The 14,136-nt window shown below is 71.4% G+C and carries 15 protein-coding genes; 9 read left to right on the top strand and 6 right to left on the bottom strand.

Features of this window, described 5'->3' with window-relative positions; translation table 11 throughout:
* Positions 1-52 precede the first annotated feature (52 nt).
* Entirely contained in the window at positions 53-913 is an 861-nt protein-coding gene (folP, locus tag IE226_RS17155; protein WP_190082099.1) for a dihydropteroate synthase, read from the bottom strand.
* 125 nt (positions 914-1,038) lie between these two features.
* On the opposite strand from folP, the gene IE226_RS17150 reads away from it, so the two are divergent.
* Complete coding sequence (locus tag IE226_RS17150; protein ID WP_190082098.1) at positions 1,039-1,491, top strand: DivIVA domain-containing protein; 453 nt, start codon at positions 1,039-1,041, stop codon at positions 1,489-1,491.
* Positions 1,488-2,081 carry a DNA-3-methyladenine glycosylase I gene (locus IE226_RS17145; RefSeq protein ID WP_190082097.1) on the top strand — a complete coding sequence of 198 codons (594 nt, stop codon included), beginning with the start codon at positions 1,488-1,490 and terminating at the stop codon, positions 2,079-2,081. Before IE226_RS17150 ends, IE226_RS17145 begins: the two co-directional genes overlap by 4 nt.
* A gap of 4 nt (positions 2,082-2,085) precedes the next feature.
* Here the strand turns inward: IE226_RS17145 and chcB are convergent, their stop codons facing one another.
* Complete coding sequence (gene chcB, locus IE226_RS17140; RefSeq protein WP_190082096.1) at positions 2,086-2,886, bottom strand: 2-cyclohexenylcarbonyl CoA isomerase; 801 nt, start codon at positions 2,884-2,886, stop codon at positions 2,086-2,088.
* A 320-nt stretch (positions 2,887-3,206) separates the two neighbouring features.
* On the opposite strand from chcB, the gene IE226_RS17135 reads away from it, so the two are divergent.
* Entirely contained in the window at positions 3,207-3,374 is a 168-nt protein-coding gene (locus IE226_RS17135) for a DUF3117 domain-containing protein (protein WP_190082095.1), read from the top strand.
* A 192-nt stretch (positions 3,375-3,566) separates the two neighbouring features.
* On the opposite strand, the gene IE226_RS17130 is transcribed toward IE226_RS17135, so the two are convergent.
* The gene (locus IE226_RS17130) at positions 3,567-4,265 is read right to left on the bottom strand and encodes an O-methyltransferase (RefSeq protein ID WP_190082196.1); all 699 of its coding nucleotides are present in this window, start codon (positions 4,263-4,265) and stop codon (positions 3,567-3,569) included.
* Between the two features lie 153 nt (positions 4,266-4,418).
* On the opposite strand from IE226_RS17130, the gene sigE reads away from it, so the two are divergent.
* The 5 genes from sigE to IE226_RS17105 all read left to right on the top strand — a co-directional run bounded on the left by sigE (position 4,419) and on the right by IE226_RS17105 (position 10,025).
* Positions 4,419-5,186, top strand: a complete 768-nt coding sequence (gene sigE, locus IE226_RS17125) for an RNA polymerase sigma factor SigE (RefSeq protein ID WP_190082094.1) — start codon at positions 4,419-4,421, stop codon at positions 5,184-5,186.
* Positions 5,183-6,238: an anti-sigma factor family protein gene (locus IE226_RS17120; protein WP_190082093.1), complete on the top strand. Its 1,056-nt coding sequence runs from the start codon at positions 5,183-5,185 to the stop codon at positions 6,236-6,238. The genes sigE and IE226_RS17120 overlap by 4 nt, the downstream gene beginning before the upstream one ends.
* A 603-nt stretch (positions 6,239-6,841) precedes the next feature.
* On the top strand, positions 6,842-8,593 hold the full coding sequence (locus IE226_RS17115; protein ID WP_308429475.1) for a S1C family serine protease: 1,752 nt from the start codon (positions 6,842-6,844) through the stop codon (positions 8,591-8,593).
* A gap of 82 nt (positions 8,594-8,675) precedes the next feature.
* Entirely contained in the window at positions 8,676-9,167 is a 492-nt protein-coding gene (locus IE226_RS17110) for a sec-independent translocase (RefSeq protein ID WP_190082091.1), read from the top strand.
* 186 nt (positions 9,168-9,353) lie between these two features.
* Positions 9,354-10,025 (top strand): hypothetical protein, encoded by a 672-nt coding sequence (locus IE226_RS17105; protein ID WP_190082090.1) that lies wholly within the window; start codon positions 9,354-9,356, stop codon positions 10,023-10,025.
* Positions 10,026-10,115: 90 nt separating this feature from the next.
* Here the strand turns inward: IE226_RS17105 and IE226_RS17100 are convergent, their stop codons facing one another.
* The 3 genes from IE226_RS17100 to IE226_RS17090 are packed head-to-tail and all read right to left on the bottom strand — an operon-like array spanning position 10,116 to position 13,130.
* Entirely contained in the window at positions 10,116-11,249 is a 1,134-nt protein-coding gene (locus IE226_RS17100) for an Mrp/NBP35 family ATP-binding protein (protein ID WP_190082089.1), read from the bottom strand.
* Between the two features lie 44 nt (positions 11,250-11,293).
* Positions 11,294-11,869, bottom strand: a complete 576-nt coding sequence (locus tag IE226_RS17095; RefSeq protein WP_190082088.1) for a DUF1003 domain-containing protein — start codon at positions 11,867-11,869, stop codon at positions 11,294-11,296.
* Positions 11,856-13,130: a magnesium transporter MgtE N-terminal domain-containing protein gene (locus tag IE226_RS17090; RefSeq protein WP_190082087.1), complete on the bottom strand. Its 1,275-nt coding sequence runs from the start codon at positions 13,128-13,130 to the stop codon at positions 11,856-11,858. Before IE226_RS17090 ends, IE226_RS17095 begins: the two co-directional genes overlap by 14 nt.
* 247 nt (positions 13,131-13,377) lie before the next feature.
* On the opposite strand from IE226_RS17090, the gene IE226_RS17085 reads away from it, so the two are divergent.
* The gene (locus tag IE226_RS17085; RefSeq protein ID WP_190082195.1) at positions 13,378-14,097 is read left to right on the top strand and encodes a hypothetical protein; all 720 of its coding nucleotides are present in this window, start codon (positions 13,378-13,380) and stop codon (positions 14,095-14,097) included.
* Positions 14,098-14,136 lie beyond the last annotated feature (39 nt).

The following is a 14,136-nucleotide window of genomic DNA, read 5'->3' as shown; positions in this document are numbered from 1 at the left end:
CGTCCCGCCGGGCGGGCCACTTCGACCGCTCGCCCGGCGGACGTTCCCGTCGCTACGCCAGACCCCGCCGCGCCACGGCCGGGTCCCGGTGACCGGCGATGGTCGCGACCATGTCGACCACCTGCCGCGTCTCCGCGACCTCGTGCACGCGGTACACCTGCGCCCCCAGCCAGGCCGACACCGCGGTCGTGGCCAGCGTGCCCACGACGCGTTCCTTGACGGGCTTGTCGAGCGTCTCCCCGACGAAGTCCTTGTTCGAAAGGGAGACCAGGACCGGCCACCCGGTCCCGACCATCTCCCCGAGCCGCCGCGTCGCCTCGAGCGAGTGCCGCGTGTTCTTGCCGAAGTCGTGCCCCGGGTCGATCATCACGGACTCGCGCGGCACCCCGAGCGCGACCGCGCGCTCGGCCAGGCCGAGGGTGACCGAGAGGATGTCGTCCATGACGTCGTCGTACGTCACCCGGTGCGGACGGGTCCGCGGTTCGGCGCCGCCGGCGTGCGTGCACACCAGACCCACGCCGTACCGCGCGGCGACCTCGGCGAGCCGGGGGTCGACGCCGCCCCACGCGTCGTTGAGGAGGTCCGCGCCCGCCTCGCAGACCGCCTCGCCGACCTCGTGCCGCCAGGTGTCGACGCTGATCACCACGTCCGGGAACCGCTTGCGCACGTCGGCGACGAAGCCGACCGTCCGCCGCGCCTCCTCCTCGGCCGTGACTTCCTCACCGGGGCCCGCCTTGACACCGCCGATGTCGATGATGGCGGCGCCCTCCGACACCGCCTGCTCCACGCGGGCGAGCGCGGGCTCGTCGCGGAACGTGGCGCCCTGGTCGTAGAAGGAGTCAGGGGTCCGGTTCACGATCGCCATGATCACCGGCTCGTGCGCGTCGAATTCACGCCTGCCAAGCCTGAGCATCCCCTGTGCGCCTCCTCTGTCGGTGCCGTCTCCCGGCCGCCTGCGACCTTAACTGTCACAGGCACATGGCACGATCGGACCCTGACAGTTTGAACACGGCAGTACGAGCGTGGGGGCCTGAAGAGATGGTCTTGTTCTTGTTCCTGGTCATCGCCCTCGTCGTGGTGGTCGGCGCGGTGACGCTTGCCGTGATCGGCGGCGGTGAACGCGCCGCGCTGCCCGACGTGGAGCCCGAGCGGTTCACCGACCCGCTGCCCCCCGACCGCGCCCTGCGCCGCGCGGACGTGGATGCCCTGCGCTTCCCGCTGACCGTGCGGGGCTATCGCATGGCGGACGTGGACGACGCGCTCGGCCGCCTCGGCGCCGAACTCGCCGAGCGCGACGCCCATATCGCGGAGCTGGAGGCGGCCCTCGCCGGGGCCCAGGCCACCGCGGTCGGCGGCCCCGGCCTCCTCAAGACGCACGCGCCGGCGACTGCGGTGACTCCAGTGAACCCGCCGTCCCCGGCGCCCCCGACGACACCGCCCGGCGAGAAGGACACCCCGAAGGACGCGGCCGAAGAGGAGAACGACCGATGAGCGGCGACGCGCTCGCGGGCCCGGACGGCAGACTGCGCTGCCCCTGGGGCCTCTCGACCGAGGACTACGTGACGTACCACGACGAGGAGTGGGGCCGCCCGGTCCACGGGGACGACGCGCTGTACGAACGGCTCTGCCTGGAGGCCTTCCAGTCGGGCCTCTCCTGGATCACGATCCTGCGCCGCCGCGAGGGCTTCCGCGCCGCGTTCGCCGGGTTCAGGATCGACGAGGTCGCCCGGTTCACGGACGCCGACCGGGAGCGGCTCCTCGCCGACCCCGGCATCATCCGCAACCGCGCCAAGGTCGACGCCACCCTCGCCAACGCGCGCGTGCTCGCCGGCTGGGCGGAGGGTGAACTGGACGAGCTGATCTGGTCGCACGCCCCGGACCCGGCTTCCCGCAAGGCTCCGGCCGCCCTGGCCGACGTACCGGCGATCACGCCCGAGTCCACGGCCCTGTCCAAGGCGCTGAAGAAGCGCGGCATCCGGTTCGTCGGACCCACCACGGCGTACGCCCTGATGCAGGCCTGCGGCCTGGTCAACGACCACCTGGAGGACTGCGTGATCCGCGTCGCAGGGGGCCGCGCCTAGCGGCTCAGCGGCCCAGGTACTTCGGCTTCGCCTTGTCCAGGAAGGCCTGGACGGCGATCGCGTGGTCCTCGGAGGCGCCCGCCTTCGTCTGGAGCTCGTCCTCCTTCTCCAGGGTCTCCTCCAGGGTGTGGCCCGCCGCGTACGCGAGCGACTCCTTGAGGGCGCCGTACGCGAGGGTGGGGCCCTCGGCCAGGGTGCGGGCCAGCTGCTGTGCCTCGGCGGCCAAGTCGGCCTCGGGGACGACCCTGTTGGCGATGCCCAGGTCGTACGCCTCTTGCGCGCCGATGTTGCGCGGGAAGAGCAGGAGATCGGCGGCGCGGCCGGGCCCGATCAGGCGCGGCAGGGTCCAGGAGACGCCCGAGTCGGCGGTCAGCGCGACCCCGGCGAAGGACGTGTTGAAACGCGCGGTGTCCGCGACGATGCGGTAGTCGGCGGCGAGCGCGAAGCCGAGACCCGCACCGGCGGCGACGCCGTTGACGCCCGCGACGACCGGCTTGGCCATCCCGGTGAGCGCGCGCAGCACGGGGTTGTAGTGCTCGCGCACCGTGCTCATCGTCTGGCCGGTGCCCGCCTCGCGGTCCGCCATCAGGGTGCCGACGTGTTCCTTCAGGTCCTGGCCCACGCAGAAGGCGCGGCCGGTCGCGGTGAGCAGTACGGCACGGACCGCGGGGTCCGACCCGGCCGACTGCACCGCCTCCCGCAGGGCGACCTTGGCCTCGGTGTTCATCGCGTTCATCGCCTCGGGGCGGTTCAGCGTGATGGTCGCGAGCCCGTCGCTCACCTCGTAGAGCACGGTGTCGGCCATGGTGAATCCCCTCCAGTGGTCCTGCGGCGGTCATCTTTGTCCGAGCACAGCATGACGGAGATCATCGGACTCCGGCATGAGGGGAGATATGTGACCTGCGTCAAAGAATTTCTTGCCGGGGAGGCGTGAGGGGCGGCGAAGTATCGCAGCCACATCGCCGAATTGAGTGGTTTTGCGGGCGCGCGTTGCGCAAGCGATGCAGACCGATGTTGGTCATCGGGTCCTGCCATGCGGGATAATGACCTGGAAGCAATGTGTTCGATGCCGGTGACACCTGGGTTGTCGGCTGCGATGAGCTGGTTTCAGGAAGGGGAACGAGCATGGCGGCCATGAAGCCGCGGACGGGCGACGGCCCGCTCGAGGTGACCAAGGAGGGGCGGGGCATCATCATGCGCGTTCCGCTCGAAGGCGGCGGACGACTTGTCGTCGAACTGACTCCGGACGAGGCCGATGCACTCGGCGACGCCCTGAAGAAGGTCGTCGGCTGACGCGGAAGCGCCCATACTTTTTCACTGCCCCGGCATCGCGAGACGAGCCGGGGCAGTGCTATGTCCGGGTGGTGGAGGTCCCGAAAGGGCCCGGTCAGGGGCGCGGGGCTGTGACATGTGCGGCTCCGCCGCGTGGGCGCGCCCGGCCACGGCGCACCCGCAGACGAAACTCCACGGCCCCCCGGCGGAGGGTCAACGTTTGACGGCGCAGAGCAGCCCGTCGCCCACCGGGAGCAGCGCCGGCATCAGATCCTGGCTCTCCCGCACCGCGCGCAGCAGCTCACGGACGTGCAGCACCTCGGTGGGCTGCGGGCCCGAGTCCACGGTCCGGCCGTCGGAGAAGGCGCCCTCGAAGCAGACCAGCCCGCCGGGGCGAAGCAGGCGCAACGATTCAGCGAGGTAGTCGAGGTACTCCGTGCGGTCGCCGTCACAGAACACGAGGTCGTAGCCGCCGTCCGCGAGGCGCGGCAGTACGTCGAGTGCGCGGCCGGGGATGAATCGCGCGCGGTTGCCGGCGAACCCGGCGGCACGGAAGGCCTCCCGCGCGAACTGCTGGCGGTCGGGCTCGGGGTCGACGGTGGTCAGGACGCCGTCGGGCCGCATACCGTGCAGCAGGTGGAGCCCGGACACGCCCGTGCCCGTACCGATCTCGGCGACGGCCTTGGCGTCCGCGGTGGCGGCCAGCAGACGCAGCGCGGCGCCGGTACCGGGAGACACCGAGGGCAGCCCTGCGTCCCGGGCCCGGTCACGGGCCCAGCGTGCTGCTTCGTCCTCGGCGACAAAGGCGTCGGCGAACGCCCAGCTCGTCTGCCGGTTGCCGGTAATGGCCCTCTCCTGTCCCCGCGGGTGCCTGGCCGTGACTGTATCCGTAAGGGGCGGGAACCCGCAGATGGGACCGGGCGTTTAGTAGGAGTACGCGGACGCCGGGGGTAACGAATGGATCAAGACTCGCTGCGGGCCCTGCGACCAGGCAGGACACCTCGCAGGAAGCCCGTACCAAATTCCAGTAAAAACGCTTATCCGGAGCTAACGGGCGGGGTGGTTATGGTAGGGGCTCCACTGGACACCACCAGAGCCGACAGGGGAGGTGCGGCTGCGTCCGCGGATCGGGGAGGAGCGCTCAGGCGCTTTCTCGGGTTGGCGGGTGAGCCGAAATCCGTGACCGACACAGCTGACCGTTCCCACGCTGCCAACTCCGCTCAGACCGCGACCTTTGCCGCTGATGCGGAATCGCAGGCGTGGACTCCGCCCACCTGGGAGGAGATCGTCAGCACGCACAGCGGACGCGTCTATCGCCTCGCGTATCGCCTGACCGGCAATCAGCACGACGCCGAGGACCTCACACAAGAGGTCTTCGTCCGTGTCTTCCGGTCCCTGTCGACCTACACCCCCGGCACGTTCGAGGGCTGGCTGCACCGCATCACCACGAACCTCTTCCTGGACATGGTGCGCCGCAAGCAGCGCATCCGCTTCGACGCTCTCGGGGACGACGCGGCGGAGCGTCTTCCCAGCCGCGAGCCCTCGCCGCAGCAGGTCTTCAACGACACGCACTTCGACGCGGACGTGCAGCAGGCGCTCGACACCCTCGCCCCGGAGTTCCGCGCGGCAGTGGTCCTGTGCGACATCGAAGGCCTCTCGTACGAGGAGATCGCCGCGACCCTGGGCGTCAAGCTGGGCACGGTCCGCAGCCGTATCCACCGTGGCCGCTCGCAACTGCGCAAGGCCCTTCAGCACCGGTCGCCCGAAGCCCGCGCCGAGCGTCGCTCGCTCGCAGGAGCCGTGGCGCTGGGAGGAGGGGGCGCGACCGCGTGAGTGGATCACGGTCGAATCCTGTTGAGCGGCGGCTGGCCGAGCAGCATCTGGGGGACCGGCTCGCAGCCCTGGTGGACGGCGAGTTGGGTCATGACGCGCGCGAGCGGGTCCTCGCCCATCTCGCCACCTGTCCGAAGTGCAAGACCGAGGCCGACGCGCAGCGGCGGCTCAAGAGCGTCTTCGCCGAGGCGGCGCCGCCGCCTCCCTCCGAGAGTTTCCTCGCCCGCCTCCAGGGCCTTCCCGGCGGCGGCAGCGAGCCGCCCTCCGGTCCCAAGCCCCCCGGGAGCGGTGGCTTCGCCACGTCCGACACCGAGTCAGGGCTGCCCCCGACCGGAGTCTTCGGCGTGAGACCCGAGACCTTCGGTTATGCGCCGTCGGGCGCCCATGCCGCGGTGCTTCCCGGCACGGGGAGCGGTTTCCGCATCCATGACGTCGACCGGCATGACGTCGACCGGCACGACGCCGGTCGGCACGAGTCGGTCGAGCGGTCGCTGTGGCGCGGGCGGCGGTTCGCCTTCGCCGCCGCGGGCGCGGTGTCGCTGGCCGCGATCGCGCTGGGCGGCGTCACGACGGGCATCCCCTCCGACCCCGGTGACCCGCGGGCGGGCTCGGGCAGCAGCAACAGCTCGGGGAGCAATGGCTCGGGCGGCAACAGCAGCGCGTCCCCGCTGCGTTCGCAGGGCTCGGGTGTCACCACAGCGCCCGACTCCGTCCGCCGCCGGGGCAGCGGCCCGCTCACCGCGCAGGGTCCGCGTCCCGGTGTCCTGGCGGCGCCGGTCGCACCGACGCAGGCGGCCGGACCTCTGCTGCCCGGAGTGACCGCGCGGGGGCCTCGCGTGAACGAGCCCGAGGCCTGGTCCGAGCGGCACGAGGTCAGCGCGCCGATGCTGACGGGGGCGGCGATCATGTCCCCTTTCATACGGCCGGTCTCGCCCGACGGCTCCGCGTCGACCACGGGCGGGGTGACTTCGGACGCCGGGGCGGACCCCGCGCGCACCGCGGCGGCCTCGCCCATCGAGGGCACGCTGCAGGGCACTTCGCAGATCCGCTGACGTGCTCTGCGCTTCGGCGCGGGAACCTGGTTGAATCCTGGGTGGGCCGTGCCTGCCCGAGGCTTGTGGCGGGCGCGGAGTTGAGCACGTGAACGGCGTCCGCCGTAGGCCAGGTGTGGGGAGAGCATGGACGAGGGCAAGCCCACGAAGGCGAAGTGGTGGAGCCGCCCCAGGTCGGCAGACGCCGCCGGGCGAGCGGAAGACACGTCCGGCGACTTCACCCTGGCCGCGGCAAACCCCCCGGCACAGCCACCGGGCACGGCCCCTTCGCCTGACGCGGGGCCTGCGTCCGCGCCTGCGCCGGGCCCCGAGTCTGGCTCCGCGCTTGCGCCGGGGGCTGGGCCTGCGGGTGCGTCTGCGCCGGGGGCTGGACTTGCGGGTGTGTCTGTGCCGGGGGCGGGGCCTGTAGCGGGGTCTGCGTCTGTGCCGGGGGCTGGGCCTGCGTCCGCGCCTGCGCCGGGCGCCGAGTCTGGTTCCACGCTTGCGCCGGGGGCTGGGCCTGTGGCCGCGTCTGCGCAGGGTGCCGAGCCTGCGGGTGCGTCTGTGCCGGGTGCCGGGCCTGCGGGTGCGTCTGCGCCAGGGACCGAGCCTGCGGCTGCGTCTATGCCGGGGGCGGCCTCTGTGGCGGGTGCCGAGCCTGCGGCGGGGCATGTGTCCGTGCCGGGTGCCCAGCCTCTGCCGGACGGCGACTCCGAGCGCGGAGATGGGCTTGCGTCTGCGGCCGGTGCTGGTCCTGCGGCCGCTTCCGCGCAGGGGACTGGTCCCGGAGTCGGCTCCGCATCCGCGCCGGATGCCGGGCCTGTGCCGGGCGGTGCAGGAGCCACCGCGGCGACTTCGGGCATCGCGGCGCACGCCGACGTCATCCCGGCCGCCCCCGCGACAACCCCGGCCGACGCCTCCGCCGACCGGCCCCGCCCGCTGCACGACCCCGATCCGTACAGCACCCCTCCCTACGGCGAGCCCGGACCCTGGGCCCCCGCCCCGCCCGTACAGCACCCGGCGGCGACCCCTGCCCACGGCACCCAGCTCCCGCCAGCGGCCCACAGCGGCACCCCGCCCCACGGCACCCCGCAGCCGCAGACCCACCCCCACCCCCAGCCCGTACCGCAGCAACAGCCCCAGCCCCAGCCCGCACCACCCGCACCCGCACCCGCGCCCCCCGCCCCGCCCCGTCAGCCCTACGACCCCTGGAACGCGCCCCTCCAGCAGAGCGGGGCCGTTCCTGTTGATGAGGTGAAGCAGAAGAAGCGGGCCCGGCGGGGGATTCTGGTCGGGATTGCCGTGATCGCGCTTGTGGCCGGCGGGATCGGCGGAGCGCTCGGCGCTTATCTGGAGCGGAACGGCGGCGGTACGGACATCGAGCTGCCGCAGGCCAAGACGGAGGACAAGGCCAGGGCCAAGGACAGCGTCGCCGGGATCGCGGCGAGCTCCCTGCCCGGCGTCGTGACCCTGCACGTCAGCGGCGACGACGCGCAAGGCACCGGCACCGGCTTCGTGCTCGACGGCAAGGGCCACATCCTCACCAACAACCACGTCGTCGAGCCCGCGGGCACCGGCGGCGAGATATCGGTGACCTTCAGCGGCGGCGAGACCGCCAAGGCGGAGGTCATCGGACGCGACTCCGGGTACGACCTCGCCGTGGTCAAGGTCTCCGGGGTGCGCGGACTCAACCCGCTGCCCCTCGGCAACTCCGAGAACGTCCAGGTGGGCGACCCCGTCGTCGCCATCGGCGCCCCCTTCGACCTGGAGAACACCGTCACCTCCGGCATCATCAGCGCCAAGGAGCGCCCCATCACCGCGGGCGGGGAGAAGGGCGACGGCAGCGACATCAGCTATGTCGACGCGCTGCAGACCGACGCTCCCATCAACCCCGGCAACTCCGGCGGCCCCCTCGTCGACTCCGAGGCCCACGTCATCGGCATCAACAGCGCCATCCGCTCCGCCGACGACAGCTCGGAGCCCGGCGGCGGACAGTCCGGTTCGATAGGGCTCGGCTTCGCCATCCCCATCAACCAGGGCAAACGCGTCGCCGAAGAGCTGATCAACACCGGCAAGGCCACGCACCCTGTGATCGGTGTCACGCTCGACATGGAGTACACGGGCGACGGCGCCCGCGTCGGCGACAAGGGCCAGGACGGCGGCCCCGCCGTGAACAAGGGCGGCCCCGGCGACCGCGCCGGAATCAAGCCGGGCGACGTCATCACCGAGGTGGACGGCCGGCGAATCCACTCCGGCGACGAGCTCATCGTCAAGATCCGGGCCCATCGGCCGAAGGACAGCCTCGAATTGACGGTCCAGCGCGCGGGAAAGGACCGGAAAGTGACGCTCGTGCTCGGCGCTTCGGGCGGGAACTGATCCACGTCTGTCGCCCAGCGGCTACCGGACGGACAGGAACGCCGGGTACCGTGGACCCGGTCCGGATGGCAAGGAGCTCAAGGTGTTCTCAGACATTGGCCCGCTCGAGGTAGTGGCGCTGGTCATCCTCGCTGTGCTCGTTTTCGGCCCGGACAAGCTGCCCAAGCTGATTCAGGACGCCTCCCGCACCATCCGTAAGATCCGCGAATTCTCGGACAGCGCCAAGGCCGATATACGCAGCGAACTCGGCCCGGAATTCAAGGACTTCGAGTTCGAGGACCTGAATCCGAAGACCTTCATCCGCAAGCAGCTCGACAACGACGAGCTCGGTCTGAAGGAAATCCGGAACGGCTTCGATCTCAAGAAGGAGATGGCCGAGGTCACGGACGCCGTCCACGGGCGTGAGAGTGAATCCTCCGACGGCGCGACCGGCACGGACAGCGCGTCCGGCGCCTCCGGAAGCCGTGTCGACATGGCCAAGAAGGACGGCCGCGGGGACCGTATCGACATGGACAAGAAGCCGGGAAGCGCCGCCCCGGCCGACCACCCGCCGTACGACGCGGACGCCACCTGACCTCCTCCGCGGCACGCCCGGCCCGCCCCTGAACGCGCCCCCATGCACGTGATTCGAGACACTCGTACGCCTACCGGTGTCCCGGGTTCCGGAACGGGTGTGGCTATCCTGCCTTGTTGTCCGGCTGAGGACGCCCGAGGGGGGCGGGCCCTGCGGACCGATGAGAACGAGGAGGCGGCCGGGTACATGGAGACGACAAGTCGCGTAGGCGCACAGGCGCCGGCCGCGGGCGGCACCGCAGAAGCGATGCCCTCCGCCCGGCGCACGGTCGACAGCTATCTGCTGGCGCCCTTCCCCTGGTACGGCCTCGACGAGGCCTTCACGGGCGAGCGCTGGCTGATGCAGGTCGGAACCGCCGCGGACGGCACGGTGGAGCACGGCTCCATCGGGCACGGCGATGAGCCGTCGGTACGGAGTGACGGGCCCTTCGGGAACAGCGACAAGGAGCGCTTCGCGGCCGTGGTGACCGTCGCGGCCAACCCGGTGCGGCGCAGCCCGGACGGCACGGGCCTCCTGGAGGCGACGTCGGTGTCGTCCGCGGCCTGGCTCGCCGGAGTGGGGCTGCTGACCTTCACCTGGCCCAGCCAGATGGACCACACCCTGCGCGACGACTGGCTGGACCAGCAGACCGAGACGGCCTGGGTCCTCGCGGACGACCTCCAGGGCGAGGACTGGTCGACGCTCTCGCTCCCGGTGGACGGGGTGCCGACCTCGTTCCACTACCGCGAGTCCGAGTTCGGCTGGGTGCTTGCCGGTTCCACCGAGGAGGGCGTGCACCTGGGCGCCTACGGACGCGGCATGAGCGCGTACGGCCTCGGCTTCTCGGTGGTCAAGGACATCCACGAGTACGCCGGCTAGCGACTCCCGCACACGCGGGTACGCCGATGGGGGCGCCGCTCATGACGAGCGGCGCCCCCATCGGCGTACGGCAAAGGCCCGTGGAAGGCCTCAGAACTTGTTGCGCGGGGTGATCCCCAGGGTCATGCCCGCGAGGCCGCGCTGACGGCCGCCCAGCTTGCCCGCGATGGTGCGCAGCGCCGAGCCGGCCGGGGAGTCGGGGTCCGTCAGGACGACCGGCTTGCCCTCGTCGCCGCCCTCGCGCAGCCGGACGTCGATCGGGATGGAGCCGAGGACCGGGACGTTGGCGCCCGTCGTCTTCGTGAGGCCCTCGGCGACGCGCTGGCCGCCGCCCGTGCCGAAGACGTCGACCATCTCGCCGCAGTGCGGGCAGGGCAGACCGGCCATGTTCTCGACGACGCCGACGATCTTCTGGTGGGTCTGCACCGCGATGGAGCCCGCGCGCTCGGCGACCTCGGCCGCGGCCTGCTGGGGCGTCGTGACGACGAGGATCTCGGCGTTCGGGACCAGCTGGGCCACGGAGATCGCGATGTCGCCGGTGCCCGGCGGCAGGTCGAGGAGCAGGACGTCGAGGTCGCCCCAGAAGACGTCCGCGAGGAACTGCTGGAGGGCGCGGTGGAGCATCGGGCCGCGCCATACGACGGGGGCGTTGCCCGGCGTGAACATGCCGATCGAGATGACCTTCACGCCGTTCGCCGACGGCGGCATGATCATGTCCTCGACCTGGGTCGGCTTGCCGTCCGCGCCCAGCATCCGGGGGACGGAGTGGCCGTAGATGTCCGCGTCCACGACGCCGACCTTCAGGCCGTCCGCCGCCATCGCGGCCGCGAGGTTCACCGTCACCGAGGACTTGCCGACGCCGCCCTTGCCGGACGCGACGGCGTAGACACGGGTGAGCGAGCCGGGCTTGGCGAAGGGGACCTCGCGCTCGGCGGTGCCGCCGCGCAGCGCGCTCGCCAGCTCCTTGCGCTGCTCGTCGCTCATCACGTCGAGCGTGACGTCGACGCGCGTGACGCCTTCGACGGCGGCGACCGCGTCGGTCACGTTCTTCGTGATGGTCTCGCGCATCGGGCACCCGGAGACCGTGAGGTACACGGTGACCGCTACCACCCCATCAGGGGAGATATCTACCGATTTGACCATCCCCAACTCGGTGATGGGTCGATGGATCTCGGGGTCGTTCACCGTCGCCAGTGCTTCACGCACCGCGTCTTCCGTAGCCATACAACCGATAGTACGGCGCGGTAACCCCGCGTCGGAAAGAGCCGTCAACGGTCGCCTACATCACGCCCGCCGCTCTCCTCGGCGGGGAATACGACGCGGCTCCCCTTCCGCTGCTCCTCCAGCTCCCTGACCAGGTCCTGGAGTTCGGAACGGATCCAGTCGCGGGTGGCGACCTCGCCGAGCCCCATGCGCAGCGAGGCGATCTCGCGGCTCAGGTACTCGGTGTCCGCGATCGCGCGTTCGTTCTGCTTGCGGTCCTGTTCGAGGTTGACCCGGTCCCGGTCGTCCTGCCGGTTCTGCGCGAGCAGGATCAGGGGCGCCGCGTAGGACGCCTGCAAGGACAGCGCCAGGGTCAGGAACAGGAAGGGGAACGGGTCGAAGCGCAGGGGGTCGGGGACCGTGACGTTCCAGACGACCCAGACGGTGATGGTGACCGTCATCCAGACGATGAAGCGCCCGGTGCCCAGAAACCGCGCGATCCGCTCCGAGAGCCGCCCGAACGCCTCGGGGTCGTACTCCGGCAGGAGCCTGCGGCGCGGCGGCCGCGGCTGGTCGAGCCGGAAGCGGGGCGCGGGCCGCTGCTCGACGCGGGCGTCCCGCTCGCGGTCAGCCGGCGGCACGCGGAACCTCCTCGTGGAGGAATTCCGTCTCGCGCCAGTCGTCCGGCAGCATGTGGTCGAGCACGTCGTCGACCGTGACCGCGCCGAGCAGCGAGCCGCCCTCGTCGACGACGGGGGCCGCCACCATGTCGTACGTGGCGAAGAACCCGGCGACCTGCGGCAGCGCGGTCTCCGGGGCGAGGGGCTGCAGATCGTCGTCGAGGACCGAGCTGACCAGCGTGTACGGCGGATCGCGCAGGAGCCGCTGGAAGTGCACGGTGCCCAGATACTTGCCCGTCGGCGTCTCGTCCGGCGGACGGCACACGTAGACCTGCGCGGCGAGCGCGGGGGAGAGGTCCTGCTGGCGCACCCGCGCGAGCGCGTCCGCGATCGTCGCGTCGGGCCGCAGCACGATCGGCTCGGTCGTCATCAGACCGCCCGCGGTGCGCTCCTCGTACGCCATCAGGCGCCGTACGTCGGCGGCGTCGTCCGGCTGCATCAGGGTGAGCAGCCGTTCCTTGTCGTCCTCGGGCAGCTCGGCGAGCAGGTCGGCGGCGTCGTCCGGGTCCATCGCCTCCAGGACGTCCGCTGCGCGCTCCTCCTTGAGCTTGCCGAGGATCTCGATCTGGTCGTCCTCGGGGAGCTCTTCGAGCACGTCGGCGAGCCGGTCGTCGTCGAGCGCGGCAGCCACCTCGGCCCGCCGTTTCGGCGTGAGGTGGTGCAGGACGTTGGCGAGGTCGGCGGGGCGCAGCTGCTCGAAGGTGGCGAGCAGGCTCTCGGCGCCCTGACCGTGTTCCTCCACGGCGAATCCGTCGACGGCCGACCACTCGACGGTGAGCGTCTCCCCCTTGCGCCGGAAGGCACCCGGCTTCCCCTTGCGCACGAAGACCCGGTCGATCTCCCAGTCGCGCCGGGCCGGCAGCTGCTGCACCGCCACGTCCAGGACGGTCACCTCCTCGCCCGTCTCGACGAGCCTGACCCGCCGGTCGAGCATCTCGCCGAGCACGAGCCGCTCGGTGGGCCGCTGCTCGAAACGGCGCACGTTCAGTACGCCGGTGGTGATGACCTGGCCCGTCTCGATGCCGGTCACGCGGGTCATGGGCAGGAAGATGCGGCGCCGCGTGGACAGCTCGACGACCAGGCCGAGGAGCCGGGGCGGCCTGCGCTGCACCCGGAGCGTCGCGACCAGGTCGCGCACGCGGCCGACCTGGTCGCCGTTCGGGTCGAAGACCGCGGTACCTGCCAGATGCGAGACGAAGACCCGGGTGGCGCTCGCCGCCATCACACACGCCTCCCTTGCTCATAGCTTCTATGCCGCTCTGTCCCGTAATGCGGGCTTCAGGCTAGCCCGTCCCGGTCGGATACGCCCCGGCGGTGCGTCCGGCCGGACTGACGCCGAAGCAGCTAGTCAGCACGGGTACGCTGCCGTACTGCCGTAGCCGTAGCCGTCGTCCCCACGAGAGGCAGCGCCCCCTGTGTCAGCGATTTACCCGGTCCGCCGCATCCGCAGGACAGCACTCGTGAGCGCGATGTGCGCGGGTCTCGTGGTGGCGGTCACCGGTCTCACCGGGTGCAGCAGCGAGGAGGACCCGGACGCGGGCACGAACGGCATGGGCAAGCTCTCCGCCGCGAAGATCCAGAGCAAGACCCGCGCCGCCGCCGACGCCGCGTCCGCGGTGCGCCTCTCCGGCAATCTGGTCAGCAAGGGCCATACGTACAAGCTCGACATGCGCCTGAAGGACGAGGGCGGCACCGGGTCTGTCACCTCGAAGGGCGAGACCTTCCAGCTGCTTCGCGTCGGCAAGCACCTCTTCCTCAAGGCCGACTCCGCCTTCTGGACCCACGAGGAGGCCAAGGACGGCGAGAAGCCCGGCACGGCGGACGACCAGGCCGCGGCCAAGCTCGACGGCAAGTACGTGAAGGTCCCCGAGGAGGACGCGGCCTACCGGCAGCTGAGCGGCTTCACGGACAAGGACGACCTCCTGGCGGGCATGCTCGCCCTGCACGGCAAGCTCGCCGTCGGGGACCGCGGCACGACGGACGGCAAACCGAGCATCGAGATCAACGGCGACGAGGGCGCGGGCGGCACCCTGGACGTCTCCCTCAAGGGCAAGCCCTACCCGCTGCGCCTGGAGCGCGCGGGCGACGCGGGCACGCTCCGGCTCAGCGACTGGGGCAGGGACTTCACACTCAGTGAGCCGGAGAAGGACGAGATGGTGGACTACGGCGAACAGCTGCCCCAGTCCTGAGCTGCCCCAGTCCTGAGCTGCCCCGCTCCCGAGGGTCTG

It is taken from the genome of Streptomyces longisporoflavus, assembly GCF_014649775.1.
GTDB lineage: Bacteria > Actinomycetota > Actinomycetes > Streptomycetales > Streptomycetaceae > Streptomyces > Streptomyces longisporoflavus.
The sequence above is the reverse complement of the archived record's forward strand: the minus strand, read 5'-3'. Positions and strand labels throughout refer to the sequence as shown.

Bases quoted from the DNA above. Each gene is read 5' to 3' on its own strand.
- folP (WP_190082099.1), bottom strand. From the start codon at position 913: ATGCTCAGGCTTGGCAGGCGTGAATTCGACGCGCACGAGCCGGTGATC.
- IE226_RS17150 (WP_190082098.1), top strand. From the start codon at position 1,039: ATGGTCTTGTTCTTGTTCCTGGTCATCGCCCTCGTCGTGGTGGTCGGC.
- IE226_RS17145 (WP_190082097.1), top strand. From the start codon at position 1,488: ATGAGCGGCGACGCGCTCGCGGGCCCGGACGGCAGACTGCGCTGCCCC.
- chcB (WP_190082096.1), bottom strand. From the start codon at position 2,886: ATGGCCGACACCGTGCTCTACGAGGTGAGCGACGGGCTCGCGACCATC.
- IE226_RS17135 (WP_190082095.1), top strand. From the start codon at position 3,207: ATGGCGGCCATGAAGCCGCGGACGGGCGACGGCCCGCTCGAGGTGACC.
- sigE (WP_190082094.1), top strand. From the start codon at position 4,419: ATGGTAGGGGCTCCACTGGACACCACCAGAGCCGACAGGGGAGGTGCG.
- IE226_RS17115 (WP_308429475.1), top strand. From the start codon at position 6,842: ATGCCGGGGGCGGCCTCTGTGGCGGGTGCCGAGCCTGCGGCGGGGCAT.
- IE226_RS17105 (WP_190082090.1), top strand. From the start codon at position 9,354: ATGGAGACGACAAGTCGCGTAGGCGCACAGGCGCCGGCCGCGGGCGGC.
- IE226_RS17100 (WP_190082089.1), bottom strand. From the start codon at position 11,249: ATGGCTACGGAAGACGCGGTGCGTGAAGCACTGGCGACGGTGAACGAC.
- IE226_RS17090 (WP_190082087.1), bottom strand. From the start codon at position 13,130: ATGGCGGCGAGCGCCACCCGGGTCTTCGTCTCGCATCTGGCAGGTACC.
- IE226_RS17085 (WP_190082195.1), top strand. From the start codon at position 13,378: ATGTGCGCGGGTCTCGTGGTGGCGGTCACCGGTCTCACCGGGTGCAGC.